The sequence below is a fragment of the Streptomyces sp. NPDC059355 genome (assembly GCF_042752335.1).
In the GTDB taxonomy this organism is placed as follows: Bacteria; Actinomycetota; Actinomycetes; order Streptomycetales; family Streptomycetaceae; genus Streptomyces.
Map to the genome: position 1 here is coordinate 136195 of NZ_JBHYXN010000007.1, position 25764 is coordinate 161958.

A 25764-nucleotide genomic window follows, 5' to 3' on the forward strand; every position below is an offset into this window, starting at 1 on the left:
TGAGGGGACCACACCATGCAACTCCATGACGTCTGGTTCGTGCTCATCGCCGTCCTGTGGACCGGCTACTTCTTCCTGGAGGGCTTCGACTTCGGAGTCGGCGTCCTGACCAAGCTGCTCGCCCGCGACCGCAAGGAGCGCCGGGTCCTGATCAACACGATCGGACCCGTGTGGGACGGCAACGAGGTCTGGCTGCTCACCGCCGGCGGGGCCACCTTCGCCGCCTTCCCCGAGTGGTACGCCACCCTCTTCTCCGGGTTCTACCTGCCGCTCCTGCTCATCCTGGTCTGCCTGATCATCCGCGGTGTCGCCTTCGAGTACCGGCACAAGCGGGACGAGGAGCGGTGGCAGACCAACTGGGAACACGCCATCTTCTGGACCTCGCTGATCCCCGCGTTCCTGTGGGGTGTGGCCTTCGCGAACATCGTGCGCGGAGTCAAGATCGACGAGCACATGGATTACGTCGGCAGCCTCTTCGACCTGCTCAACGTCTACTCCCTGCTCGGCGGACTCGTCACGCTCGCCCTCTTCACCTTCCACGGGACGGTGTTCACCTCGCTCAAGACGGTCGGGGACATCCGCGAGCGCTCGCGCGCGCTGGCGACCCGGCTGGGTGTGCTCACCGCCGTGCTGGCCCTCGTCTTCCTGATCTGGACGCAGGTCTCGCGCGGTGACGGCAAGAGCCTGATCGCCATGGCCGTCGCGGTCCTGGCCCTGGTCGGGGCCCTCGGCTTCAACCTCGCGGGCCGCGAGGGCTGGTCGTTCGCCCTGTCCGGGATCACCATCGCCGCCGCGGTCGCGATGCTCTTCCTGACGCTCTTCCCGAACGTGATGCCGTCCTCGCTGAACGACGCCTGGAACCTCACGGTCACCAACGCCTCGTCCAGCCCGTACACCCTGAAGATCATGACCTGGTGCGCCGGGGTGGCCACGCCGCTCGTCCTGCTCTACCAGGGCTGGACGTACTGGGTGTTCCGCAAGCGGATCGGTACGCAGCACATCGCTGACGCGCACTGATCCCGACCCTGCTGCCCGACCCTGCTCTGGGGGATGTTTCACGTGAAACCGATCGACCCGCGCCTGCTTCGGTACGCCCGCTCCACCCGCCTCTTCCTGGCGGCCGTGGTGGCCCTGGGACTTGCCGGGGCAGGGCTGGTCGTCGGTCAGGCGATGCTGATCGCCGAGATCGTGGTCGGAGCCTTCGAACAGGGGCTGGACGGCGAGGCGCTGCGCACACCGCTGCTGCTGCTCGCTGCGGTCGCGCTGGGGCGTGGCCTGCTCGCCTGGCTCACGGAGCTGGCCGCCCACCGGGCCAGTGCGGCGGTCAAGTCGCAGCTCAGGGGGCGACTGCTGGACCGGGCCGTGGATCTGGGACCCGGCTGGCTGAGCGGTCAGCGGACGGGATCGCTGGTGGCGCTGGCCACCCGGGGCGTGGACGCCCTCGACGACTACTTCTCCCGCTACCTGCCCCAGCTGGGGCTCGCGGTGGTCGTCCCGGTGGCGGTTCTCGCCCGGATCGTCACCGAGGACTGGGTGTCGGCGGCCATCATCGTGGTCACCCTGCCGCTCATCCCGCTGTTCATGGTGCTGATCGGCATGGCCACCCAGTCCCGGATGGACCGCCAGTGGCGGCTGCTGTCCCGGCTGTCTGGGCACTTCCTGGACGTGGTGGCCGGGCTGCCGACGCTGAAGGTCTTCGGCCGGGCCAAGGCCCAGGCCGAGTCGATCCGCAAGATCACCGACGATTACCGGCAGGCGACGGTGCGGACCCTGCGCATCGCCTTCCTGTCCTCCTTCGCCCTGGAGCTGCTGGCGACGCTGTCGGTGGCGCTCGTCGCCGTGACCATCGGCATGCGGCTGGTCCACGGGGAGCTCGACCTGTACACCGGGCTGGTCATCCTGATCCTGGCGCCCGAGGCGTATCTGCCGCTGCGCCAGGTCGGGGCGCAGTACCACGCGGCCGCCGAGGGGCTGGCTGCCGCGGAGGAGATCTTCGAGGTGCTCCAGACCCCCGTCGCCGTCTCCGGCGGCGTGGCCCCGGTGCCGGCCGCGGGGTTGCGGATCGAGTGCGACGGGGTCGCGGTCCGCTACGAGGGCCGGGGCGAGGATTCGCCGGGACCGGTCTCGCTGGAGGTCGGACCCGGGGAGTGCGTCGCCCTCACCGGGCCGAGCGGGGCGGGCAAGTCCACGCTGCTCCAGGTACTGCTGGGCTTCGTCGAGCCCACCGCCGGGCAGGTGCGGATCGGAGGCGTGGACCTCGCCTCGCTGTCGCTCGAACAGTGGCGGGAGCGGATCGCGTGGGTGCCGCAGCGGCCCCACCTGTTCGCCGGGACGATCGCGCAGAACGTACGGCTGGCACGGCCGGACGCGTCCGCGGACGCGGTGGCCGGGGCGTTGAAGGACGCCGGGGCATGGGAGTTCGTGGCCGCGCTGCCGCGCGGTGTCGACACGGAGCTCGGCGAAGGCGGGGTCGGGCTGTCCGCCGGGCAGCGCCAGCGGCTGGCACTGGCGCGGGCGTTCCTCGCGGACCGGCCGGTGCTGCTGCTGGACGAGCCGACGGCCGCTCTCGACGGGGAGACCGAGGCGGCGGTGGTCGATGCCGTACGGCGCCTCGCGGTGGGGCGGACCGTGCTGCTGGTCGTTCACCGGCCGGCGCTGCTGGCCGTGGCCGACCGGGTGGTGCGGGTGGGCGCGGCGGGGGTCCTGCCGACTCCTTCCGCCGTCCGGCTCGGGAAGACCGAAACCGCGGCTTCCGGGGGTCTCGCCGGGAAGCACAACGGGCCGTCCGGCCCCGGGGAGTGGATCCTCGGCAGCGCCTCGGAGAAGGCGGCCAAGGCGGGCGGCACCGACTCGGGCGGGGGCGATCCGCTGCGGCGGGTGCGCGCCGTGGCCAAGGCCTGGCAGGGGCGGTTCCGGCTCGGTCTGCTGCTCGGTGCCCTGGCCGTCGGATGCAGCGTCGGGCTGATGGCCGTCTCCGGATGGCTCATCTCGCGGGCCTCGGAACAGCCGCCGGTGCTCTACCTGATGGTGGCGGTCACGGCCACCCGGACCTTCGGGATCGGGCGGGCCGTCTTCCGGTACGCGGAGCGGCTCGTCTCCCATGACGCCGTGCTGCGGATGCTCGCCGACCTGCGGGTGTCGGTGTTCCGCCGACTGGAGCGCATCGCGCCCGCCGGGCTGCGCGCGCAGCGGCGCGGAGACCTGCTGGCCCGCCTGGTGGCCGACGCCGACTCCCTCCAGGACTACTGGCTGCGCTGGCTGCTGCCGGTCGGCACCGCGGTGCTCGTCGGCACCGGGTCGGTCGCCTTCACCGCCTGGCTGCTGCCCGGGGCGGGAGCCGCGCTCGCCGTAGGGCTGCTCGCGGCCGGGGTCGGGGTGCCGCTGGTCAGCGGAGCCTGTTCCCGGCGTGCGGAGCGGCGGCTGGCGCCGGCCCGGGGAGAACTCGCCACCCGGGTTGCCGATCTGCTGACCGGGACCGCCGAGCTGACCGTCGCCGGCGCTCTGGCCGGGCGCAAGGACGCCGCGAAGGAGAGCGACCGGACCCTGACCGGCATCTCCGCGCGGGGAGCCGCCGCCACCGGACTCGGGAGCGGGCTGACCGCCCTCGTGTGCGGGCTGACGGTGGTGGTCGCCGCGGCCTTGGCCGCCGACGCCGTGCACGGCGGGCAACTGTCCGGAGTGGCCATGGCCGTGGCCGTGCTGACCCCGCTCGCCGCCTTCGAGGCGGTCAACGGGCTGCCCCTGGCCGTCCAGTACCGGCAGCGGGTGCGCCGCAGCGCCGAGCGGATCTACGAGGTCATCGACTCTCCCGCCCCGGTCGCCGAGCCGGAGCGGCCGGCCGCGGTGCCGGCCTCCCCCTTCCCGCTGCGGCTGACCGGACTCGCCGTCCGGCATCCCGGGCAGGAGCAGGACGCGCTGCGGGGGCTGGACCTCACCCTGGAGGCCGGCCGACGGATCGCGGTCGTCGGCTCCTCGGGTGCGGGCAAGACCTCGCTGGCCCAGGTCCTGCTGCGGTTCCTCGACCCGCACGACGGCACGTACACCCTGGGTGGCGCCGACGCGCGCACGCTCGACGGCGACGACGTCCGCCGGATGGTGGGCCTGTGCGCGCAGGACGCGCACCTCTTCGACAGCTCGGTACGGGAGAACCTGCGGCTGGCCCGCACCGGGGCGAGCGAGGAGGAGCTGCGGGAGGCCCTTGCGGCAGCCCGGCTGCTGGAGTGGGCCGACGGCCTCCCGGACGGGCTGGACACGCTGGTCGGCGAGCACGGCGAGCGGATCTCCGGAGGTCAGCGCCAGCGGCTGGCCCTGGCCCGGGCGTTGCTCGCCGATTTCCCCGTCCTCGTACTCGACGAGCCGGCCGAGCACCTGGACCTGGCGACGGCGGACGCCCTGACGGCGGATCTGCTCGCCGCGACCGAGGGCCGCACCACCGTGCTGATCACGCACCGGCTGGCCGGCCTGGAGGCGGTTGACGAAGTGCTCGTACTGGATCAAGGAGCGGTCGTGCAGCGCGGTACGTACGCCGAACTGGCCGCAGTCGAGGGTCCCCTGCGGAACCTGCTGGAGCGGGAGCGGGCGGCCGATGGAGCCCTGGCCGACTTTCCCCGGTAAAAGGGACTAACTAGGCTCAAGGGCATGTCGTTGCAGGAGTCGCAGGAACCGCCGGAATCACCACCCGGAACACCGGACCCGCTGGAGGCAGCCACCCAGGCCACCCGGAGTCTGCAGGGCCTCTCCACCGAGCTCACTGCCCGGGTGCCACAACTGCTGGAGGCCATGCGTTCCGTGGGCACCGGTCTCGAACTGCACTCCACCCTCGACCGCATCTGCGAAACGGCGGCCGAGCTCGCGGACGCCCGGTACGCGGCGATCGGGGTCGTCGACACCGAGGGCCGCGGACTGTCGGACTTCGTCACCTTCGGCATCGACGCCGAGACGGCCCGGAAGATCGGGCACCGGCCGGACGGGAAGCGGGGTCTGCTCGGTGCGCTGATCTCCCATCCCGACACGGTGCAGCTCGCCGATCTCACGAAGGACCCGCGCTCGGCCGGGTTCCCGCCGCACCACCCGCCCATGAAGACCTTCCTCGGCGTCCCGATCCGGGTGCAGGGGGAGATCTTCGGCAATCTGTACCTCGCCGAGAAGAACGGCGGCGGCCGGTTCAACGACTACGACGTCCACATGGTCCGGGTCCTGGCCACCGAGGCGGGCATCGCCATCGGCAATGCCCGGCTGTACGAGGCCGCCACCCAGCGGGAGCGGTGGATCGACGGCTCGGTGGCCGTCACGACCGCCCTGCTGTCGGGCGGGGACGCGGACGACGCCCTCTCGGTGGTGGCCGAGCAGGCCCGCCACCTGGCGGATTCCGCCGCCGGAATCGTGATGCTGCCGGCCGAGGAGGGCGGCATGGAGATCGTCGCCGTCTCCGCCGAGAACGCGGCCAGCTCGCTCGGCCTGGTGATCCCGGCTGAGAGCCCGGTGGTGGCGAAGCTGCTCGAGGGCGAGCCGGTCTTCGTGGAGGACGCTGCCGGCGATCCCCGCACGAGCAGCCGGCTGACCAGCCAGTACGGCCCCTGCATGATGCTGCCTCTGCACAGTGGCGGGCGGGTGCTGGGTGCGCTGGTGACACCGCGGGCCCGCGGCAAGAGGCCGTTCAGCGAGGCCGAACGGACCCTGGCCACCCAGTTCGCCTCCCAGGCGGCGCTCGCGCTGATGATGGCCGAGGCGCAGCGCGACCGGGAGCGGCTCGCGGTGTTCGAGGATCGCGACCGGATCGCCCGGGACCTGCACGACCTGGTCATCCAGCGGCTGTTCGCCACCGGGATGATGCTGGAGGGCGCCCAGCGGCGGTCCGTCGTCCCCGAGGTCGTCGACGGGGTCGGCAAGGCCGTGGACGAGCTGGACGTGACGATCCAGGAGATCCGTACCGCGATTTTCGCGCTCCAGCAGGGACCGGCCGAGGCTCCGTCGGGACTGCGTACCCGGGTCCTGCGGGAGATCAACATGGCCGCCGTGCCGTTGGGCTTCAAGCCGGCGCACCGGTTCCTCGGCCCGATCGACACGGTGGTCGGCGAGCTGGTGGGCAAGAACCTGATCGCGGCGCTGCGCGAGGCCCTGTCGAACGCCTTCCGGCACTCGGAGGCGTCACGGATCGAGGTGGTCGTGGACTGCACCGGCACACTGACCGACGGGCGGCCCGGGGTGCGGTTGGAGGTCGCGGACGACGGGGTGGGCATCCCCGAGGGCGGCCGGCGCAGCGGGCTGCGGAATCTGCGTCGGCGGGCCGAGTCGCTGGGCGGGTCCAGCTCGTACGGCCCGGGCATCGGGGAGGACGGCAACGGGACCACCCTGGTGTGGGAGGCCCCGCTCTGACGTCCCCGCGCCGGTACCGGCTCCGGCTCGCTCCGACGCCTTGACGCCGTCCTGGGCCGTGTCGTCGAAGTCCCGTCCGGCCGGCGGCTCGGGCGGCCGACGCCCCTTTGACGAAACTCCCTAGTGCTGGTGTGCGGCGCGTTCCGCGAGGATGCGCTCGATGACGACGGCGACGCCGTCCTCGTTGTTGGCGACCGTACGGCCGGAGGCGGCCTCGATCACATCCGGGTGGGCATTGCCCATCGCGTACGAAGTGCCCGCCCAGCGGAGCATCTCCACGTCGTTCGGCATGTCACCGAAGGCGACGACCTCGGCGGGGGAAATGCCGCGCTCGGCGCAGCACAGCTCCAGGGTGCTGGCCTTGGAGACCCCCGGTCCGCTGATCTCCAGCAGGGCGGTGGGGCTGGAGCGGGTGATCGACGCGTAGGCCCCGGCGGCCGAGCGGGCGAGTGCCAGGAACTCGTCAGGGGCGAGCTCGGCATGGTGCGCGAGCAGCTTGAGGACAGGAGTGGAGGTGTCGTCCGCCTCCTCCTCCAGCAGCTTCTCGGCGGTGGCCACATGGGCACCCGGGTCCTGGAAGAAGGGCGGGTACAGCGGTTCGTAGTTGATGCCGGTGGTCATCTCGACCGCGAAGGAGGTGCCCGGCGCGGCAGCGCGCAGCGTCTCCACGACCGTCAGCGCCGTGGCCCGCGGCAGTGCGCGGACCTGTACGAACTCCCGGCCTGCGTGGAGATCGACCACCGCGGCCCCGTTCGCGCAGATCGCCAGGCCGTGGCCGTGGACGTGGTCGCTGACCACGTCCATCCAGCGGGCCGGGCGGCCGGTCACGAAGAAGACCTCGATCCCGGCCTCCTCGGCGGCGGCGAGCGCGGCGACCGTGCGGTGCGAGACGGATTTGTCGTCGCGCAGCAGGGTGCCGTCGAGGTCGGTGGCGATGAGCCGGGGAGTGGGGGTTGGCCCGTCCGGGCGCTGGGGAGCCGAGGTCACGGATCCATCTTCGCCCATGGCCTTGCCGCAGCCGACCAGAGCGGGCCGGGCTCCTGTGCCGGATGGCGATGTTTCTCCCCCGGCGGCGGCCGGGCGGGTGCCTGCGGTGAGCCGGGAACGGACGACGTTTCACGTGAAACATGGGCGGGGTCGTAGTCTCGAATGTATGAGTCTGCTTCTGAGCACTGTGATCCTCCCGGTACGTCCGTGGCGTGAGGGCGGCCGTGACCAGTGGGTGCGAGCCGAGCGGCTCGGGTTCCACACCGCGTACACCTACGACCACCTGACCTGGCGGTCCTTCCGCGACCGGCCGTGGTTTGGCGCGATCCCGACCCTGACCGCGGCGGCCGCCGCCACCGAGAAGATGCGCCTGGGCACGCTCGTCACCTCCCCGAACTTCCGGCACCCGGTGACGCTGGCCAAGGAGCTGATGTCGCTGGACGACATCTCCGGCGGCCGGATCACCCTCGGGATCGGCGCCGGCGGCAACGGGTTCGATGCCACCGCCCTGGGTCAGGACCCCTGGACCCCGCGTGAGCGCGCGGACCGCCTGGCGGAGTTCGTACCGCTGCTGGACCGGCTGCTCACCGAGACCGAGATCAGCGAACGGGGCGCCTTCTACTCCGCCGAGGAGGCCCGCAACCTCCCCGGCTGTGTGCAGCGGCCGCGACTGCCCTTCGCCGTCGCCGGAAACGGCCCGCGGGGCATGAAGCTGGCCGCCGCCCACGGCCAGGCCTGGGTGACCACCGGCGATCCGAAGCTTTTCGACGAGGGCACCCCCGAGCAGTCGCGGGAGGCCATCCGCGGCCAGCTGGGCCGGCTCGACAAGGTATGCGCCGAGATCGGGCGCGCGTCCGAGCCGATGGGGAAGATCCTGCTGACCGGCTTCACCCCGGACCGCAACACGATGCTGGATTCCGTCGACGCGTTCGTCGACTTCGCCGGCCGCCACCGGGAGCTCGGCATCACCGAGATCGTGATCCACGCGCCGATCCCGGACTCCGAGTTCGCCGCCGACGAGAAGGTCTTCGAGCAGATCGCCACCGAGGGCCTGGCCCAGCTGAACGGCTGAAACGGCGAGGATGCCCCCGTCGCCGCCGGGCGACGGGGGCATCCCGCTCAGGACCGCAGGCTGTCCAGGGAGGACCGGGCGCGCTCCAGCAGCTCGTCCGGGACCCCCTCGGGCATGGCCCGGAACTCCTCGATCAGTGCCGAGAGCCGAGCGGCTCCCGCCTCTTCCCGACCGATCTCCTGCTCGGTCCAGGCGGCGTACTGCACGCACTGGAGCCGGTCCCCCAGATGGTCCGGGCCCAGTTCCGCGTACAGGTCACCGGCCCGCGCGGTCAGCTCGATCTCCTCCAGCCTCAGCGCCTCGGTGTCCACCTCGACGCGGCGGGAGCCCTCGCCACCCGTGTCGGCCTCGTCCTCCTCCGCGGTCTGCTCGTACGAGGTGACCCGCCAGTCGAGCAGCTGCGCCAGCTGCAGCCAGGTCTGAGCGAGCTCGCCCCGCAGCTGCGGGGCGGCCCGGCCCTCGCCGGCCTCCCCGCGCCCGGCCGGCGCGGCCTCGGCCAGAGCGACATTCAGGACCCCGGCGGCCTGGTCCATCAGGTCCCGCGCCCGCGCCCACGCCGCCGCATCGCCGTCTCCGCGCGGAGCCATCCAGGCCAGGGAGCGCAGGATCCGTACCTCGGCGACCGGGGCGTCCCCCGTCACCCGGTACAGCTCCAGGGACCGCTCGTACGCGGCGAGCGCCTCCTGGTCCAGGCGCGCGGCGGACAGCTGTTCCGCGGCCGCCTGCGCCAGGGCGGCCTGCGGGCGGGTGTCCTCCCAGCCCTTGGCCACCTCCGCCGCCAGCAGGTACTGCTCCGCCGCCGCCCGGGAGTCGCCCAGCTGCCGCAGCAGATCGCCGAGGAACTCCCGTACGGACACGGCCTGTCCCTCGCCGTGCTCCAGCAGATCGGGCAGGGTCGACTGCAACACCTCCGCCGCGTCGGCGTGCCGGCCCTCCCGCGCGTACGCCCGGGCCAGCACCAGCCGGGCCTGCGCCCCGCCGTCGGCGGTCAGACCCGCCTGGTCGAACCAGTGCGCCGCGGTGAGGGCGTGCTCGGCCGCTTCCGCCGCGGCATCGGTCCGGCGCAGCAGGATGTCCGCGAGGGTGAGCCGTACGACGCCCTGCGTCTCGGCCTCCGTCACCTCCGCGGAGTACTCCAGCGCGGAACGCGCCGCCTCCTCGGCCTCCTCGGGCCGCTCCACGGACATCAGGACACCGGCCCGCAGCACCAGCGCATCAACCGCCTGCCAGGGCAGACCGGCCGACACCGCGCGCGCCGCGGACGCGGCCAGCAGCGGCAGGGCCCGCTCGGGCTCACCCTGCGACAGCGCGACGCGGCCCAGCATCTCCTCGGCCTCGGCCGCCAGATCGGGCAGAGCCTGCTCGTACGCGGCGACGAAGGCGTCGAGTTCGGCCGCCAGTTCACCGTGCCCGTGGTCCTGCCCCGGCCCGTGGAGGTGCTCGTGCTCGGGGCCGGACTCCAGCGAGCGCAGGTACGACTCCACGCGGATCGACGACAGCTCCGCCAGTGCGATCCGGCGCCCGCGCAGCGGCTCGTCCGCGTCCAGCGCCTCGGCGGCCTTCAGCGCCACCGCCAGCAGCTCGCGGATCCGCTGCGGTTCGGCGCCGGACTGCGCGGCCGCGCTGGCCAGCCGCAGCTCGGCCAGTGCGGCGCGCTCCGAGTGGCCGAGCTCGCGGTAGCGGTCGCGGACCGCCTCCAGCAGCGCCGCCGCGTTCGCGGCCCCGCCGCGCGCCGCCGTAAGGGCCCGCTGGTCCGCGACGTCGGCCGCGAGCAGCGGGTCCACCTCGTCCCCCGGGCGCGCGTCCACCCGTACACCGACCTCGGCCCAGAGCGCGTCCGCCGCCGGGTGCCGCTGTTCCCGGGCCTGCCGGGCCCGTTCCACCAGCTCCTCGACATCGGCCGCGGGCGGCGCGGGCACGGCCGCGGCCGCAGATGCGCTCACGGCGGCGGCCGGCCGGGGCAGCGCGCTGCTGCGCACCCCCAGCGGCAGTACGCCGACCAGCGGCTCCCGCCCGATCCGGGCCAGGAAGCGGTCGGAGACCCGGGTGGTGCCGTTGCGGGCGTCGAACCGGCGGGCGATCCCGAGCGAGCTCGCGCGCAGCACCTCGTACAGCTCGGAGACCGTGTGCGGGACGCCCTCGTACGGGAGGGCAGGGCTCTGGCCGTGCCCCAGCTCCGTCAGCCGGCGCAGCAGTACCAGGATGCCGCCGTGGAAGGCCGTCTGGTCGTCGGCATTGACCAGCGGGCTCATGTGGGCGGCGTGCTCGGCGAGGATCTCCAGGCCGCGCGACTCGTTGCCGCTCAGGGCGCAGAACTCGATGTGCTTGCCGATCGAGGGCAGCAGGCTCTCGTTGCCGCGGGCCATGCGGTAGCCGCGTACGTGGTGCGAACGGGCCTCGTCGAAGCGGCCCAGGCGCAGCAGGGGCAGCAGCGAGGTGGCGAGCAGCCGGTGGGGTTCCTCGGCGCAGGTCCGCTCGCCCGCCAGGACGGGCTGCCAGAGCTCCAGGGCCCGGGCGTCGTCCCCGCGCAGCACGGCGTACGCGCCCTGGCCGTTGAGCTCGCAGGCGTGGCAGTCGCTCATGTCGTCGCGGTCGGCCGCCAGCCAGGCGCGGTGGGCCCGCTCGGCCCGGTCGTCCTCGCCGATCGCGTCGGCGAGCCACAGCTCGGACTCGCGCACCGGCCGCTCGCTGTAGCCGGCGATCCGGTAGCGGCGCTCCATCTCGTCCAGCCAGCCGACGGCGGACTCCAGCGGGATCTCAGGGGAATCGCTGATGGCCGTGGCCACCCACTTGAACTGCCAGAACAGCGAGTGGGCGGCCCACCGGTCGAAGGAGCCGGGGTCCTTGTCGTACTCCTGGAGCAGCCGGGCGAAGGGCACCAGCATCTTCGAGGACTCGGCGCTCCAGAGGTAGGCGTTGATCAGGTTGTCCAGGGCCGTGCGGAACAGGGCCCCGTCACCGATCGCCTCCGCCGCGCCCACGAGCACCTCGGCGTGCGCGTTGCGCGCGGCTCCGTTCGGGGAGCTCCTGTTCTCGGCCAGGCCCTGCTCGATCTCCTCGCGCGTCAGCGTGGTCACTTCTGTCCCTCCTGGGAGTCGGTGGAGTGGGTCGCCCATTCCAGAAGCCCGAGGAAGGCCCGGTTGAGCAGCGTGGAGTCGGCGGGACGCAGCGGCCGCTGGGACATCAGCAGCGCCTGCCCGTACAGCGATTCGACGGCGGTGCCGGTCAGGGCCTCGTCGGGCAGGGCCGAGATCCGGCGGATCAGCGGGTTGTTGTGGTTGAGCACCAGACGGGCGCGCGGCGCGGAGCCGCGCAGCGCGCCGAGGATTCCGCTCCAAAGGGAGTCGGCGCTGTCCAGCGCCGCGGTGCGGTCGCGTTCCTGTCGGGCCTGGCGGTCGTCGAGGTAGAGCGCGGGGACGGACACGGGCTGGAAGGCACGCAGCACGACATCGCAGCCCTGTGCCTCCAGCCGGGTGCGGGCCGTGGACAGGAAGGGCGCGAGGGCCAGTTCGGCGGAGGTCGGGACCGGGTCGAGGCGCTCGGTGACGGCCCCGGCGTCCAGCTCCGTGACCTTGAGGTCCGGCCGGACGGCGGGCAGCAGGGCGAGCAGGTCGGCGTCGTACGTGTATCCGGCGTTGATGACACCGAGGCCGTGGGCCGCCGCGATCGGGGCGATCTGACGGAACTCCTCGACGGTCCGCGTGAAGTGGATCTCGGTGTGGGCCGCCGTGAACTCCTGGAGGCTCATCGAGCCCTCGCTCGTCTCGAACGGCAGCCAGGGCAGCATCAGGCCGAGCAGCTCGGCGTCGTGCCGGGCCAGGGACTTCACCCCGAGGTGGTGGACGCTCAGGAAGGCGGCCAGGCGCTCCGGTTCGCTCGCGGCGAGCTCGCCGAGCCAGGCCCGGACCCGGGCGCCGAGGGCTTCCCGTACGGCGGACAGGGTCTCGTCGTCGTACAGGTTCTCGCGCGAAGCGGTGGGCCGCAGGGTGTCCGTGTCGATGACCGCGCGGACGAAGAACGCCCAGTCCGGCAGCAGGTTGTCGGCGTGGTCGGTGAGCAGCATGCCCTTGAGGTGGACGCGGTGTCCGGCCCGGTGGGCGGGGCTGGTCGGTTCGGGGAGGACGTACGCCACTCCGCGCACCCCGGCGACGGGCAGGTCGAGGTCGATGCTGTCGAGCGGGGTGAAGCCGAAGAGCTGCGAGCAGTGGCCGGCGAGCGCGACGCGGCGCGCGGCGGGGGTGGGGAAGGGGCGGTCCCACACGGCGGGCCGGTCGGTGATGCCCCGCGGCTCGCCGTGCTCGCCGCTCTCGCCGCCCTCGGGCTCGCCCTCGGTGAAGGTGATGTCGTACGGGAGCAGGGAGCCGTAGTCGCGGGCCAGCTGCTCGACCTTGGCGGGGACGGTCCATTCCTCGGCACCCGGGCGGGCCTGCAGGATCACGGTGGTTCCGGGCTCCCGGCGGGCCTCGTCGGGCAGTTCGCGGACGGTGTACGAGCCGTCGTCCGTGGCGAGCCATTCGACGGGCGCGGCCTGGGGGTCGCGGGCGGAACGGGTGATGACGCGGATCTGGCGGGCGACGACGAAGCAGGCGAGCAGGCCGATGCCGAACTGGCCGAGGAACTCCCGGCGGGTGGTCTCGAGGCCGTGGTCGCCGCCGCGCTTGGAGCTGCGGCCGATGGTGGCGAGGAGGGAGTGGGCCTCGGCGGCGGTCAGGCCGATGCCGCTGTCCTCGATGGTCACCCGGCCCGCGGACGCCGACAGGCGGATGCGGATCTCCGCCTCCGGGTCGAGTGCCTGGCGGGCGGTGACGGCGTCCACCGCGTTCTGCAGCAGCTCGCGGACGTAGACGCGCGGGCTGGAGTAGAGGTGGTGGGAGAGCAGGTCGACCAGGCCGCGCAGATCGACTTGGAAGCTGTTGGCGGACGGGTCGGAATGGGTGGAGGAAGAGGACGTGGACGTCATGGGGCGTCACCTCGCGTACGCGCATGGATGGTTCGGCGATCGCGAGGTACCCCCCTCACGGATCGGAATGAGGAACAGAGTAGGGGGATGATCTGACAATCCCGCCGTGAATTCCCGGGCTAGGAGAAGCGCAGGAATTGCGGCGGCACGGCCTCCGCCAGCCACACCCCGTTGGCGCTGATCCGGAACACGTGTCCGGCCGCGCGCATCGCTCCGGCGTCCACGGAGAGCACGACGGGCCGGCCGCGGCGCGCGCCCACGCGGGTCGCCGTCTCCCGGTCGGGGGACAGGTGCACGTGGTGGCGGGCCATGGGGCGCAGGCCCTCGGCGCGGATCGCGTCCAGGGCTGCGGCCACGGTGCCGTGGTAGAGGTACGCGGGCGGTTCGGCCTCCGGCAGGTCCAGGTCCACGGGAACGGTGTGGCCCTGGTTGGCGCGGATGCGGGTGCCTTCGACGGCGAACCGCTGCTTGTCGTTGGCCGCCACGACGTGGTCGAGCTCGGCGCGGCTGATGGGGAAGCGGTGGGCGGCGGCCGCGTGGAGAAGATCGTCGATCTCCACCCAGCCCTGGGGGTCGAGCACCAGTCCGATGCGTTCCGGCTGATGCCGCAGATGTTTCGAGACGTATTTGGACACCTTCACGGTGCGTCTGTCGTCCATGGGCCCAGCTTGCCGGGTCGGGCTGGGGTCGAGCAGGGATTTATCGGCGCTCCGCCGGCCTGGGACACCGTGAGACACCCTCTATCGCGTTTCCAAGATACGGAATACATTTTCCGCTGTACTGCTGCCCAGGGGGAGAACCCATGACAATCCACGCTTCCCTGCCGCGTCGCGCGGTCGCCGAGCTCGTCGGCACCGCCGGCCTTCTCGTGGTCGTGATCGGTTCCGGTATCCAAGCCGCCGACCTCAGCCGTGACACCGGTGTCGCCCTCGTCGCCAACTCGATCGCCTCGGCCATCGGCCTCGGCCTGATCATCACCCTCTTCGGGCCGCTGTCCGGAGCCCACCTCAACCCGGTCGTCACCCTCACCTCCTGGTGGGCCCGCCGGACCGGCGGCGAGGGACTCGGCGGCCGGGAGGCCCTCGTCTACACCGCCGCCCAGACCGCCGGGGCCATCGGCGGCGCCGTCCTCGCCGAGGTGATGTTCGGCCGTACACCAGGCACCTTTTCCACGCAGATCCGAGCCGGCGGCCACCTGCTCGTCGGCGAGATCGTCGCCACCGCCGGGCTCGTCCTCGTCATCCAGGGCCTGGAGCGCATCGGGCGTCCGAAGCTGATTCCGGCCGCGGTCGCCGCGTACATCGCCGCCGCGATCTGGTTCACCTCGTCCGGCTCGTTCGCCAATCCGGCGGGCACCATCGGGCGCGCCTTCAGCGACTCCTTCACCGGGATCGCCCCGCAGTCGCTGCCCGGATTCATCGCGGCCCAGGTGGTCGGCGGCGTCCTGGGCCTGGCCCTCGCCGCACTGCTGTACGGGAGCGCCCGGCGCGGTGAGCAGGAGGCGCCGGCCGACGTCGTCAGGGTCACCGGCCCCGCCGGCGCCATCGGCCCGGTGAACCCCGCGTACGAGACCATTGGTTGACCCGGCCGCACGGGCTTCCACAGGGCCGTCCACAGAGTTGCCCACAGGCAACACCGACTTCTCCACAGCCGGTTGGGCCGGGTTTGGGGGCAAACGAGCGATCCGCCCTGTGGACTACTGACCGGATGCCACGGGCCGTTACCCGCCGCCCCGGCGGGCCAGCTCGTTCATCGTCCGGGCCTGGAGCTCCCGCTCCGTCGCGGCCCGGACGAACTCCCCCACGTGCTCGGCGCCGACCAGCTCCTGCACCGCCCGTACCGTCCCCGCCGGCAGGGCCACCGACGCGGGTCCCGAGGGCTGCGGAGCCCCGGCCGCCCCCAGGTGGCGCTGCAGATGCCGGGTCGCGAACATCTGCATCGCCCGGGCCAGCTCGGCGTCCACCGTCTGCTGGGCCAGGGGGCGCAGTCTCCGTACCATCGTCGCCGCCTCCGCCGCGTCCGCGTCCGTCGGCGGGACCTCCCCGAGGTAGCGGGCGAAGACGTGCTCGGTGGTGAACTCCAGGAAGCGCGAGGCGATGTGCTCCACCTGCCCGCGCAGCTCACGCAGGTGTCCGGTGATCGCCGACAGCGGCACCCCGGCCGCGTACAGCTCGGCGGCCACCGTCAGCTCCTGCGGGGAGGGCACCAGGAACTCGTCCGGGCGCCCCGGGATCGCCTCCAGCACCCCCAGTTCGCACGCCTCGCCCACCGCGTCGTCGTCGGGCAGGCCGCCGAACCGCTCGTTCAGCTCGGCCCGGCTGATGCGCGCGGCCTCCTCGTCGGTCCACGGTCCGTGCACCTCGGCGACGAGCCCCAGCACCCCGCCGAGCCCGCGCCCGGCGTCCCAGGCCTCCAGCAGCTCCTTGATGGAGGCCAGGGTGTAGCCGCGGTCCAGCAGATCGGCGATCTGGCGCAGCCGCGCCAGATGCGTGTCCCGGTAGACGTTGGAGCGGCCGCGCCGCTCCGGCTTCGGCAGCAGCCCGCGGTCCTGGTACGCCCTGATGGTGCGCACCGTCGCCCCGCTGTGGTGCGCGAGATCCTCGATCCGGTACTCGGCCACCGCCTGTTCTGACAATCCCGGCTCCCTACGACATGGCGGCTCGGCCGACCGCGGCCGCCGCGGCCCGGGCGGCAGGCGAAGCCGCAAGGTACTCGACCGCCCTGCGCAGCGAGCCCTCCTGCGAGGGATGGTACGACTGCCGGAAGGAGCGGGATATGGCCGTGCCGGGCTCTGTCGCGCTCACAGCCGGGGCTCCAGTTTCGCGAGCCGCCGCAGCGCGCCCGGCGCGAACCGGGACATCCACAGGGCGCCCTTCGACTCAGGGGTCACCGGCACCACGGCCTCGTTGCGCACCACCGCCCGCAGGATCGCCTCGGCGACCTTCTCCGGCGGGAAGTTGCGCAGCCCGTACAGCCGCGAGGAGCGCTCCTGGCGACGCTTCTCCTCCGTCGCGTCCACCCCGGCGAAGCGCGAGGTGGCGGTGATGTTGGTGTTGACGATGCCGGGGCAGATCGCGGAGACCCCGATCGACTGCGAGGCGAGCTCGGCGCGCAGGCATTCGCTCAGCATCAGCACGGCGGCCTTCGACGTGCTGTACGCGGGCAGGGTCTTGGACGGCAGGTAGGCGGCGGCGGAGGCGGTGTTGACGATGTGGCCGCCCTGGCCGCGCTCGGCCATCTGCCTGCCGAAGATCCGGCAGCCGTGGATGACACCCCACAGGTTGACGTCGAGGACCTTCTTCCAGTCCTCCGAGGTGGTCTCCAGGAAGGGCCCCGAGAGCCCGATCCCGGCGTTGTTGACCAGGACGTCCACGACGCCGTACTCGGCGGCGGTCTTCGCCGCGAGCTTCTCCATCGCCTGCTCGTCGCCGACGTCGACGCACTCGCCCCAGGCCTCGGGGGCCCCGACGAGCCGCGCCATGTCGGCCGTACGGGCCGCGCCCTCCGCGTCCCGGTCCACGCACACCACCCGGGCACCGGCCTCGGCGAACGCGAACGCGGTGGCCCGGCCGATGCCGCTGGCGGCGCCGGTGACCAGTACCAGCTGGCCGCCGAACCGGTCGGCGTACCTGCCCGGGGCCTTCTGTTCCGGCGCCCGGGTGGCGGGCTCCTCCCGGGCGGTGACGAACTCCGTGATCCACGCGGTCAGCTGATCGGGCCGGGTCCGCGGCACCCAGTGCTTGGCGGGCAGGGTGCGCCGCACCAGATCGGGGGCCCACAGCTCCAGGTCGTCGTAGAGCCGCTCGGAGAGGAACGCGTCCTCGGTCGGGGTGATCAGCTGCACGGGTACGTGCGCGTACGCGTCGGGGCGCGGCCGGCGCATCCGGGGCCGTACGTTGTCGCGGTAGAGCCAGGCTCCGTGCGCCGCGTCCGAGGGCAGGGAGGCCGTCGGGTAGGAGCCGGCCGGGACCTTCTCCAGACGCTCCAGCATCCGCGGCCACCTCTTGCCGAGCGGCCCGCGCCAGGCGAGCTCCGGCAGAACAGGGGTGTGCAGCATGTACACGTACCAGGACTTGGCGCCCTGGCCGAGGAGCTGCGCGGCCCGGCGCGGGGTGGGCCGGGACATCCGCTTCTTGATCCAGTGCCCGAAGTGGTCCAGGGAGGGGCCCGAGATCGAGGTGAAGGAGGCGATCCGGCCCTCGGTGCGGGCGACGGTCGCGAACTCCCAGCCCTGTACGGAACCCCAGTCGTGGCCGACCAGGTGCACCGGACGGTCCGGGCTGACCGCGTCCGCCACCGCCAGGAAGTCGTCGGTCAGCTTCTCCAGGGTGAAGCCGCCGCGCAGGGGCACCGGAGCCGCGGAGCGCCCGTGGCCGCGTACGTCGTAGAGCACCACGTGGAAGCGGGCCGCCAGCCGCTCCGCGACCTCCGACCACACCTCCTTGCTGTCCGGGTACCCGTGCACGAGCACCACGGTCGGCCGGTCCGTCTCGCCGAGCTCGACGACGCACAGCTCGATGCCGCCGGTGCTCACCCGGCGCTCGCGCGCTCCCGCGAGGCCCGACCCGTTGATCTCGCTCATGCCGCTCATGCTGCCTTCTCCTCGGCCCAGCGCCGCACGTGCGGCAGATCGTCGTCCAGCCAGAACGCACTCTCCCCGGGATCCCGTGAGTCGGTGACGACCAGGATCTCCTCGAACTTCGCACCGGTGCCCCGGAACCCCAGGTGCGGCTCCACCGCCCACAGCCCGGGCTGCGGCGGGTGGTCGGAGAAGCGGTACGGGCTCCACAGCGGGGACCAGCCCTCGCGGTGTCCGTGCAGGGCGTCGGAGGCCAGCCCCTTGAGGGACTGCGTCCCGAACCCGAAGGCGGTCGGGGACCAGCGCCGCTCCTTGACGCGGTCTATCTTGTGGGCGATCACGCCGAAGGGGTAGGCGCGGTGCCGGTTGGCATACCCCTGGCGGATCATCAGCCGCTCGACGTTCTCGTAGATCTCGCGCAGCGGGCGGCGCTCGCGCACCTGGTCCAGGATCAGCTCGCGGTGCACGCGCAGATCGGACATGAGCCGGTCCTGCACCGGATTCAGCCCGAGGCTGCCCGAGTACCCGATGTCGGCCGCGTACCCCTTGTACACGGGCGCCATGTCGAGGATGAACGGCATCCCCGGCTCCAGCCTCCGGTTCGTCGGGAAGAACTGGAGGGGGATCTTGAAGTTCGCGAAGGCGGTGCGGTCCCCGAACCACGCGAACGGCAGGTGGAACCAGTCCCGCACTCCATGCTCGCGCAGCCACTCGCGCTGCATCCGCGCCGCCTCGCGCTCGGTCACGCCCGGCCGCAGCTGCGCCGCGACGGTCTCCGCGCACTCGTACGAGAGGCGTTGCACTTCCCTGAACCCGCGCAGGTCCGGCGAGAGTTGCGCGGTGCGTTGCCTGGTGTCCGCAGCCATGACAGCCGTCCGTCCGTAGAGCCGTACGCGCTACGCGCCCGTAACTTGACACTGATGAATGTGACAATGACCGGAGATCACGTCAAGGGTCGTGCACGGACCTGTGGACAACTTGTCCGATCCACTGCGTACGGTCCGCTTCGTCGGTCCGCTTTGACCGGTCCGCATCAGCCTTTCGTCAGGGTGTGTAGTCCTGAAGGCGGAGACGGGATGACGCTCCAGGTCTGACGATCGGCGCGATCCGCACCACTAACGTCGAAGCCGTGACTGTCATCGCGACCGAAAGCCTGAGCAAGCGGTACCCCCGAGTGACCGCAATCGACCGGCTCTCCCTGGACATCGGGCCCGGAGTGACCGGCCTCGTGGGTGCCAACGGAGCCGGCAAGTCCACGCTGATCAAAATCCTGCTTGGACTGTCCCCCGCCACCGAGGGCCGCGCCGCCGTGCTCGGACTCGATGTCGCCACCCATGGCAGCGCCATCCGCGAACGCGTCGGCTACATGCCCGAGCACGACTGCCTGCCGCCCGACGTCTCGGCCACCGAGTTCGTCGTGCACATGGCGCGCATGTCCGGACTCCCGCCGACCGCCGCCCGCGAGCGGACCGCCGACACCCTGCGCCACGTGGGCCTGTACGAGGAGCGCTACCGCCCCATCGGCGGCTACTCCACGGGCATGAAGCAGCGCGTCAAGCTGGCCCAGGCGCTCGTCCACGACCCCCAGCTGGTCCTGCTCGACGAGCCCACCAACGGCCTCGACCCCGTAGGCCGGGACGAGATGCTCGGCCTGATCCGCCGCGTCTACACCGACTTCGGCATCTCCGTCCTCGTCACCTCCCACCTCCTGGGCGAGCTGGAGCGGACCTGCGACCACGTCGTGGTCGTCGACGGCGGCAAGCTGCTGCGCTCCAGCTCCACGAGCGACTTCACCCAGATCACCACGACCCTCGCGGTCGAGGTCACCGACACCGATGCCCACCCGGACGGCACCGCCGCCCTGCGCAAGGCGCTCGCAGACCTGGGCATGACCCTGCACGCGGGCGAGGAGCAGGGGCTGCCCGGAGCCGGCCACATCCTGCTGCTGGAAGCCACCGGCGAGGAGACCTACGACATCGTGCGCGACACCGTCGCCGACCTCGGCCTCGGCCTGGTCCGCATGGAACAGCGCCGCCACCACATCGCGGAGGTCTTCCGCGACAACGACCAGCAGCAGCTCGTCCGGAAGGGAGCCGGTTCCGATGGCGCCTGACACCTCGACCCAGATCCACAACATCGGCTACCGGTCCTACGACGGAGCCCGGCTCGGCCGCGCCTACGCCCGCAAGTCGCTGTTCTCGCAGTCCCTGCGCGGGGCGTACGGACTCGGCCGGTCCGCCAAGTCCAAGGTCCTCCCGATGCTCCTCTTCGCGGTGATGTGCGTCCCGGCGCTGATCATCGTCGCGGTCGCCATCGCGGTGCCCGGCTCCACCAGCCTGCCGATCAAGTACACGACGTACGCGCTGACCACCCAGGTGATCATCGGCCTGTACCTCGCCTCGCAGGCACCGCAGTCGGTCTCCCGGGACCTGCGCTTCAAAACCGTGCCGCTCTACTTCTCGCGGCCGATCGAGCGCGTCGACTACGTCCTCGCCAAGTTCGCGGCGATGGCCTCGGCGCTCTTCGTACTCACCGCCACCCCGCTGCTGATCATGTGGATCGGCGCGCTGCTGGCCAAATTCGACTTCGCGGACCAGACCAAGGGGTTCGCCCAGGGACTGGTCTCCGTGCTGCTGCTCTCGGTGCTGTTCGCCGGCCTCGGCCTGATCATGGCCGCGCTCACCCCGCGCCGGGGCTTCGGCGTCGCCGCCATCATCGCCCTGCTCCTGATCCCCTACGGCGCCGTGACCGCAGTCCAGGGCATCGCGTACAACACCGGCTCGACCGGTCCCATCGAGTGGATGGGCCTGTTCTCCCCGATCACCCTGATCGACGGCGTGCAGACGGCCTTCCTCGGCGCCACCTCCGCCTTCCCCGGCGGAGACGGCCCCTCGGCCGGCGTCGGATTCGTCTACCTGCTCGTCGTCCTCGGCCTCATCGCCGGCTCCTACGCCGCTCTGATGGCCCGCTACCGGAAGGCCGGGCTGTGACCACCATCGACATCGACCACACCTCCCGCTGGTTCGGGAACGTCGTCGCCGTCAACGACGTGACCATGCACATCGGCCCCGGCGTCACCGGGCTGCTGGGCCCCAACGGCGCCGGGAAGTCCACCCTCATCAACATGATGGGCGGCTTCCTCGCCCCCTCCACGGGCACCGTCACCCTCGACGGCGCGCCGATCTGGCAGAACGAGAAGGTCTACCAGCAGATCGGCGTCGTCCCCGAGCGCGAGGCCATGTACGACTTCCTCACCGGCCAGGAGTTCGTCGTCGCCAACGCCGAGCTCCACGGCCTCGACGACGCGGCCGCCCAGCGGGCGCTCGCCACCGTCGAGATGGAGTACGCCCAGGACCGCAAGATCTCCACGTACTCCAAGGGCATGCGCCAGCGCGTGAAGATGGCCTCGGCCCTCGTCCACGACCCGTCGGTGCTGCTCCTGGACGAGCCGTTCAACGGCATGGACCCGCGCCAGCGCATGCAGCTCATGGACCTGCTGCGGCGCATGGGCGACGACGGCCGCACCGTGCTCTTCTCCTCGCACATCCTGGAGGAGGTCGAGCAGCTCGCCTCCCACATCGAGGTGGTCGTCGCCGGCCGGCACGCCGCATCCGGCGACTTCCGCAAGATCCGCCGCCTGATGACGGACCGCCCGCACCGCTACGTGGTCCGCTCCTCCGACGACAGGGCCCTCGCGGCGGCCCTGATCGCCGACCCCTCCACCGCGGGCATCGAGGTCGACCTCAAGGAAGGCGCGCTGCGCATCCAGGCCGTCGACTTCGGCCGCTTCACCGAGCTGCTGCCGCGGGTCGCCCGTGCGCACGGCATCCGGCTGCTGACGGTCTCGCCCTCCGACGAGTCCCTCGAGTCGGTCTTCTCCTACCTCGTCGCGGCCTGAAGGAGCTGGCACCCATGTACAACCCCACCGTCGCCCGGCTCACCTACCGCGCGCTGCTCGGCCGCCGCCGTGCGCTGATCCTCTGCGGACTGCCCGTCCTGCTGATCGTCATCTCCATCGCCGTCCGCGCCTTCACCGGGCTGGACGACAAGGTCGCCGCCGACCTGCTGGGCGGCTTCGCCCTCGCCACGATGGTCCCGCTGATCGGCGTCATCGCCGGCACCGGCGCCATCGGCCCGGAGATCGACGACGGCTCGATCGTCTACCTGCTCTCCAAGCCGGTGAAGCGCCCGACGATCATCATGACGAAGCTGATCGTCGCGATCGGCGTCACGATGGCCTTCTCCGCGATCCCGACCCTGATCGCCGGGTTCATCCTCAACGGCAACGGGCAGCAGATCGCCGTCGCCTACACCGTCGCGGCCCTCGTCGCCTCGATCGCTTACAGCGCTCTGTTCCTGCTGCTGGGCACCGTCAGCCGGCACGCGGTCGTCTTCGGCCTGGTCTACGCCCTGATCTGGGAGTCGCTCTTCGGCAGCCTGGTCTCCGGCGCGAAGACCCTCAGCGTCCAGCAGTGGGCCCTGGCCCTCGCCGAGAAGGTCGCCGGCGAAGGCTACGTCGACGCCACCGTCGGCCTGCCCACCGCGGTGATCCTGCTCTGCGTGGTCACCGTGGGCGCCACCGTCTACGCCGGCCAGAAGCTGCGCCGCCTCACTCTGGCGGGCGAGGAGTAGGCACCCGCCGTACCGGCTCCACGCCCGGTGCCCCGCACGGCCCACAGGCCGGGCGGGGCACCGCCGTACGGGGCAAAATCAGGGCATGGTCGAGCACCCCGAGCCCGAGCCGTCCAGGCCCGTACGGTCCTGGATACGCTCCTCGCCGGGTACGCACATATGGCTGCTGCTCCTCGCCGTCACGAGCGTCATCGTCGTGATCGCGCCCGACCATCTCGAGCACGTCCTGCTCCACCGCCACAGCAGCAACATCCACGAACTCACCCGGCACCCCCTGCGGGCCCTGCTCTCCAGCGCCTTCTGGATCGAGAACCCGGCCTCGCTCGCCCTCTACGCCGTCCTCTTCGAGCTCTTCCACGCGCCCGTGGAACGCTGGCTCGGTACGCTGCGCTGGCTCGCCATCGTCGCGACCGCCCACATCACGGCAACCCTGGTCAGCCAGAAGGTGGTCCTGATGGCCATTCAGGACCACCGGGCCCCGCACAGCATGGTCCACGTCGTCGACGTCGGCGTCAGCTACGGCCTCGCGGCCTCGGCCGGGGTCCTCACGTACCGGCTCCCGAACCCGCTGCGCTGGCTCTACCTCGTCGGAGTCGTCGCCTTCTTCGGGCTGCCGCTCCTCACCGGGGGGACCTTCACCGACCTCGGGCACGCCATCTCGCTCTCCGTCGGTCTGCTCGCCTGGCCTCTCACCCGCCACCCGCACCCCAGGCATGTTTCACGTGAAACAGAGCATCACGCCGACGACGGCTGACCCGCGGAAATTGACTGGTACGGGACCTGCGCCCCGGGCAGAGTGAGTCGTGCGGGGAGCAACAAAAAGGTCCGGAGCAGCCACTTCGAGCGCGCCTCGCGGCGCGGGCTGTTCCGGACCTTCCCCGTTCTCGTTCCCGTTGCCGGGCTGACCGTCAGGCAGCGCCCAGCAGTCGCTCCAGCACCACCGCGATGCCGTCCTCCTCGTTGGAGGTCGTCACCTCGTCGGCCACCGCCTTCAGCTCCGCGTGGGCATTGGCCATGGCCACTCCGTGCGCCGCCCAGCCGAACATCGGGATGTCGTTGGGCATGTCGCCGAAGGCGATCGTCTCCGCCGCCTTCACACCCAGCCGGCGCGCGGCCAGTGAGAGTCCGGTGGCCTTCGTCAGCCCCAGCGGCAGGATCTCCACTATCCCCGGACCGGCCATGACGATGTCGACCAGTGAGCCCACGGTCTCCCGGGCCACCTTCACCAGCGCGTCGTCGCCGAGCTCCGGGTGCTGGATGTAGAGCTTGTTCAGCGGAGCCGTCCACACCTCCGCGGTATCCGCCAGGTAGAGGGCCGGCAGACCCCCCTGCACCTGATAGCCGGGGCCGAAGAGCACGTCGCCGTCCACCCCGTCCCGGCTGGCCGCGAGCGCCAGCGGACCCACTTCGGCCTCGAGCTTCGACAGCGCCAGACCGGCCAGCTGCCGGTCCAGCGTCACCGAGGTCAGCAGCCGGTGCGCCCCCGCGTCGTAGAGCTGTGCGCCCTGCCCGCACACCGCGATCCCCTTGTAGCCGAGATCGTCCAGCACGCCCCGGGTCCAGGGCACGGCCCGGCCGGTGACGATGATGTGCGCCGCGCCCGCCGCGGTGGCCGCGGCGAGCGCTTCACGGGTGCGTTCCGAGACGGTGTCGTCGCCACGCAGCAGCGTGCCGTCGAGATCGGTCGCGACGAGCTTGTACGGGAACGGGACCGGGCTCACTTGGCGATCGGCTCCAGGACCTCGCGGCCGCCCAGGTACGGGCGGAGCGCCACCGGCACGTGCACGGAACCGTCGGCCTGCTGGTGGTTCTCCAGGATCGCGACGATCGTGCGCGGTACGGCGCACAGCGTGCCGTTCAGCGTCGAGAGCGGCGCGGTCTTCTTGCCGTCGCGGTAGCGGATCGACAGGCGGCGGGCCTGGAAGCCGTTGCAGTTCGACGCCGAGGTCAGCTCGCGGTACTTGCCCTGCGTCGGGATCCACGCCTCGCAGTCGAACTTGCGCGAGGCGGAGGCCCCCAGGTCACCGGTGGCGACGTCGATCACCTGGAAGGGCAGCTCCAGGCTGGTCAGCCACTGCTTCTCCCACTCCAGGAGGCGCTGGTGCTCGGCCTCGGCGTCCTCCGGCGCGACGTAGGAGAACATCTCGACCTTGTCGAACTGGTGGACGCGGAAGATGCCGCGGGTGTCCTTGCCGTACGTACCGGCCTCGCGGCGGAAGCACGGCGAGAAGCCGGCGTAGCGCAGCGGCAGCTTCTCGGCATCGATGATCTCGTCCATGTGGTACGCGGCGAGCGGGACCTCGGAGGTGCCGACCAGGTAGTAGTCGTCCTTCTCCAGGTGGTACACGTTCTCTGCGGCCTGGCCGAGGAAGCCGGTGCCTTCCATGGCGCGCGGGCGGACCAGTGCCGGGGTCAGCATGGGGATGAAGCCGGCCTCGGTGGCCTGCGCGATCGCCGCGTTGACCAGGGCGAGCTCCAGCAGCGCGCCGACACCGGTCAGGTAGTAGAAGCGCGAGCCCGACACCTTGGCGCCGCGCTCGACGTCGATGGCGCCCAGCGACTCGCCGAGCTCCAGGTGGTCCTTGGGCTCGAAGCCCTCGGCGCCGAAGTCGCGGATCGTGCCGTGCGTCTCGAGGACGGTGAAGTCCTCCTCGCCGCCGACCGGGACGTCCTCGTGGACGATGTTGCCGAGCTGGAGCAGCAGCCGCTTGGCGGCCTCGTCGGCCTCGTTCTGCTCGGCCTCGGCGGCCTTGACGTCCGTCTTGAGCTGCTCGGCCTTCTTCAGCAGCTCTGCCCGCTCCTCCGGAGAGGCCTTGGGGATGAGCTTGCCGAGTGACTTCTGCTCATTGCGCAGTTCGTCGAAGCGCATGCCGGAGGACCTGCGGCGCTCATCGGCGGAGAGCAGTGCGTCGACGAGGTCGACGTCCTCTCCACGGGCGCGCTGCGAGGCGCGGACACGGTCAGGGTCTTCACGGAGCAGCCGGAGGTCAATCACCCCTCCAGGCTACCGGGCTGGGCTTCCTGGGCTCACACCGATATCACGCCGCGTGTCACTATGTCCCAATTGTGGAGAATGGAAAACCCGGAACCCGCTGGCCGGAAGTGACCCTTCCCGTGTGGTCAATAAAAGCGGCCCATTCCCCGAAAAGGGGCACAAGC

20 protein-coding genes are annotated in these 25764 nt (G+C 71.7%); 10 read left to right on the forward strand and 10 right to left on the reverse strand.

Features of this window, described 5'->3' with window-relative positions:
- Positions 1–15 precede the first annotated feature (15 nt).
- The 3 genes from cydB to ACFXGI_RS09500 are packed head-to-tail and all read left to right on the forward strand — an operon-like array spanning position 16 to position 6375.
- Positions 16–1017, forward strand: coding sequence for a cytochrome d ubiquinol oxidase subunit II (gene cydB, locus ACFXGI_RS09490; protein WP_384704851.1), 1002 nt, complete (start codon positions 16–18; stop codon positions 1015–1017).
- 33 nt (positions 1018–1050) lie between these two features.
- A complete protein-coding gene (cydD, locus tag ACFXGI_RS09495; protein ID WP_384704852.1) occupies positions 1051–4614 on the forward strand; it encodes a thiol reductant ABC exporter subunit CydD in 3564 nt (1187 codons plus the stop codon).
- A 24-nt stretch (positions 4615–4638) separates the two neighbouring features.
- Positions 4639–6375, forward strand: coding sequence for a GAF domain-containing sensor histidine kinase (locus ACFXGI_RS09500; RefSeq protein ID WP_384704853.1), 1737 nt, complete (start codon positions 4639–4641; stop codon positions 6373–6375).
- 120 nt (positions 6376–6495) lie between these two features.
- Here the strand turns inward: ACFXGI_RS09500 and ACFXGI_RS09505 are convergent, their stop codons facing one another.
- On the reverse strand, positions 6496–7380 hold the full coding sequence (locus tag ACFXGI_RS09505) for a Cof-type HAD-IIB family hydrolase (protein WP_384704854.1): 885 nt from the start codon (positions 7378–7380) through the stop codon (positions 6496–6498).
- A gap of 148 nt (positions 7381–7528) precedes the next feature.
- On the opposite strand from ACFXGI_RS09505, the gene ACFXGI_RS09510 reads away from it, so the two are divergent.
- On the forward strand, positions 7529–8434 hold the full coding sequence (locus ACFXGI_RS09510) for an LLM class flavin-dependent oxidoreductase (RefSeq protein WP_384704855.1): 906 nt from the start codon (positions 7529–7531) through the stop codon (positions 8432–8434).
- 47 nt (positions 8435–8481) lie between these two features.
- On the opposite strand, the gene ACFXGI_RS09515 is transcribed toward ACFXGI_RS09510, so the two are convergent.
- The 3 genes from ACFXGI_RS09515 to ACFXGI_RS09525 form a co-directional block, all read right to left on the reverse strand.
- Entirely contained in the window at positions 8482–11511 is a 3030-nt protein-coding gene (locus ACFXGI_RS09515; RefSeq protein ID WP_384704856.1) for a tetratricopeptide repeat protein, read from the reverse strand.
- Positions 11508–13394, reverse strand: a complete 1887-nt coding sequence (locus ACFXGI_RS09520) for an HSP90 family protein (protein WP_384704857.1) — start codon at positions 13392–13394, stop codon at positions 11508–11510. Before ACFXGI_RS09520 ends, ACFXGI_RS09515 begins: the two co-directional genes overlap by 4 nt.
- A 119-nt stretch (positions 13395–13513) precedes the next feature.
- A complete protein-coding gene (locus ACFXGI_RS09525; RefSeq protein WP_030857801.1) occupies positions 13514–14053 on the reverse strand; it encodes an RNA 2'-phosphotransferase in 540 nt (179 codons plus the stop codon).
- Between the two features lie 143 nt (positions 14054–14196).
- Between ACFXGI_RS09525 and ACFXGI_RS09530 the strand changes: the two genes are divergently transcribed.
- The gene (locus ACFXGI_RS09530) at positions 14197–14976 is read left to right on the forward strand and encodes an aquaporin (RefSeq protein ID WP_384704858.1); all 780 of its coding nucleotides are present in this window, start codon (positions 14197–14199) and stop codon (positions 14974–14976) included.
- Between the two features lie 138 nt (positions 14977–15114).
- Here the strand turns inward: ACFXGI_RS09530 and ACFXGI_RS09535 are convergent, their stop codons facing one another.
- The 4 genes from ACFXGI_RS09535 to ACFXGI_RS09550 are packed head-to-tail and all read right to left on the reverse strand — an operon-like array spanning position 15115 to position 18839.
- Positions 15115–16029 carry a MerR family transcriptional regulator gene (locus ACFXGI_RS09535; protein ID WP_384704859.1) on the reverse strand — a complete coding sequence of 305 codons (915 nt, stop codon included), beginning with the start codon at positions 16027–16029 and terminating at the stop codon, positions 15115–15117.
- Positions 16030–16039: 10 nt separating this feature from the next.
- Positions 16040–16198: a hypothetical protein gene (locus ACFXGI_RS09540; protein WP_384704941.1), complete on the reverse strand. Its 159-nt coding sequence runs from the start codon at positions 16196–16198 to the stop codon at positions 16040–16042.
- The gene (locus tag ACFXGI_RS09545) at positions 16195–17985 is read right to left on the reverse strand and encodes an SDR family oxidoreductase (protein ID WP_384704860.1); all 1791 of its coding nucleotides are present in this window, start codon (positions 17983–17985) and stop codon (positions 16195–16197) included. The genes ACFXGI_RS09540 and ACFXGI_RS09545 overlap by 4 nt, the downstream gene beginning before the upstream one ends.
- Positions 17982–18839 (reverse strand): M24 family metallopeptidase, encoded by an 858-nt coding sequence (locus ACFXGI_RS09550; protein ID WP_384704861.1) that lies wholly within the window; start codon positions 18837–18839, stop codon positions 17982–17984. The genes ACFXGI_RS09545 and ACFXGI_RS09550 overlap by 4 nt, the downstream gene beginning before the upstream one ends.
- 263 nt (positions 18840–19102) lie before the next feature.
- Between ACFXGI_RS09550 and ACFXGI_RS09555 the strand changes: the two genes are divergently transcribed.
- The 5 genes from ACFXGI_RS09555 to ACFXGI_RS09575 all read left to right on the forward strand — a co-directional run bounded on the left by ACFXGI_RS09555 (position 19103) and on the right by ACFXGI_RS09575 (position 23359).
- Positions 19103–20086, forward strand: coding sequence for an ABC transporter ATP-binding protein (locus tag ACFXGI_RS09555; protein WP_384704862.1), 984 nt, complete (start codon positions 19103–19105; stop codon positions 20084–20086).
- Positions 20076–20963: an ABC transporter permease subunit gene (locus ACFXGI_RS09560; RefSeq protein WP_363124711.1), complete on the forward strand. Its 888-nt coding sequence runs from the start codon at positions 20076–20078 to the stop codon at positions 20961–20963. Before ACFXGI_RS09555 ends, ACFXGI_RS09560 begins: the two co-directional genes overlap by 11 nt.
- Positions 20960–21871 (forward strand): ABC transporter ATP-binding protein, encoded by a 912-nt coding sequence (locus ACFXGI_RS09565; protein WP_384704863.1) that lies wholly within the window; start codon positions 20960–20962, stop codon positions 21869–21871. The genes ACFXGI_RS09560 and ACFXGI_RS09565 overlap by 4 nt, the downstream gene beginning before the upstream one ends.
- A gap of 14 nt (positions 21872–21885) precedes the next feature.
- A complete protein-coding gene (locus ACFXGI_RS09570) occupies positions 21886–22605 on the forward strand; it encodes an ABC transporter permease (RefSeq protein ID WP_030857813.1) in 720 nt (239 codons plus the stop codon).
- 85 nt (positions 22606–22690) lie between these two features.
- Complete coding sequence (locus ACFXGI_RS09575; protein WP_384704864.1) at positions 22691–23359, forward strand: rhomboid-like protein; 669 nt, start codon at positions 22691–22693, stop codon at positions 23357–23359.
- A 154-nt stretch (positions 23360–23513) separates the two neighbouring features.
- Here the strand turns inward: ACFXGI_RS09575 and ACFXGI_RS09580 are convergent, their stop codons facing one another.
- Positions 23514–24326, reverse strand: a complete 813-nt coding sequence (locus ACFXGI_RS09580) for an HAD family hydrolase (RefSeq protein ID WP_351775704.1) — start codon at positions 24324–24326, stop codon at positions 23514–23516.
- Positions 24323–25600, reverse strand: a complete 1278-nt coding sequence (gene serS, locus ACFXGI_RS09585) for a serine--tRNA ligase (protein WP_030857820.1) — start codon at positions 25598–25600, stop codon at positions 24323–24325. Before serS ends, ACFXGI_RS09580 begins: the two co-directional genes overlap by 4 nt.
- Between the last annotated feature and the right edge of the window lie 164 nt (positions 25601–25764).

Coding starts and splice junctions, on each gene's coding strand:
- ACFXGI_RS09510 (WP_384704855.1), top strand. CDS start 7,529: ATGAGTCTGCTTCTGAGCACTGTGATCCTCCCGGTACGTCCGTGGCGT.
- ACFXGI_RS09530 (WP_384704858.1), top strand. CDS start 14,197: ATGACAATCCACGCTTCCCTGCCGCGTCGCGCGGTCGCCGAGCTCGTC.
- cydB (WP_384704851.1), top strand. CDS start 16: ATGCAACTCCATGACGTCTGGTTCGTGCTCATCGCCGTCCTGTGGACC.
- cydD (WP_384704852.1), top strand. CDS start 1,051: ATGTTTCACGTGAAACCGATCGACCCGCGCCTGCTTCGGTACGCCCGC.
- ACFXGI_RS09500 (WP_384704853.1), top strand. CDS start 4,639: ATGTCGTTGCAGGAGTCGCAGGAACCGCCGGAATCACCACCCGGAACA.
- ACFXGI_RS09570 (WP_030857813.1), top strand. CDS start 21,886: ATGTACAACCCCACCGTCGCCCGGCTCACCTACCGCGCGCTGCTCGGC.
- ACFXGI_RS09520 (WP_384704857.1), bottom strand. CDS start 13,394: ATGACGTCCACGTCCTCTTCCTCCACCCATTCCGACCCGTCCGCCAAC.
- ACFXGI_RS09525 (WP_030857801.1), bottom strand. CDS start 14,053: ATGGACGACAGACGCACCGTGAAGGTGTCCAAATACGTCTCGAAACAT.
- ACFXGI_RS09575 (WP_384704864.1), top strand. CDS start 22,691: ATGGTCGAGCACCCCGAGCCCGAGCCGTCCAGGCCCGTACGGTCCTGG.
- ACFXGI_RS09550 (WP_384704861.1), bottom strand. CDS start 18,839: ATGGCTGCGGACACCAGGCAACGCACCGCGCAACTCTCGCCGGACCTG.
- ACFXGI_RS09545 (WP_384704860.1), bottom strand. CDS start 17,985: ATGAGCGGCATGAGCGAGATCAACGGGTCGGGCCTCGCGGGAGCGCGC.
- ACFXGI_RS09560 (WP_363124711.1), top strand. CDS start 20,076: ATGGCGCCTGACACCTCGACCCAGATCCACAACATCGGCTACCGGTCC.
- ACFXGI_RS09505 (WP_384704854.1), bottom strand. CDS start 7,380: ATGGGCGAAGATGGATCCGTGACCTCGGCTCCCCAGCGCCCGGACGGG.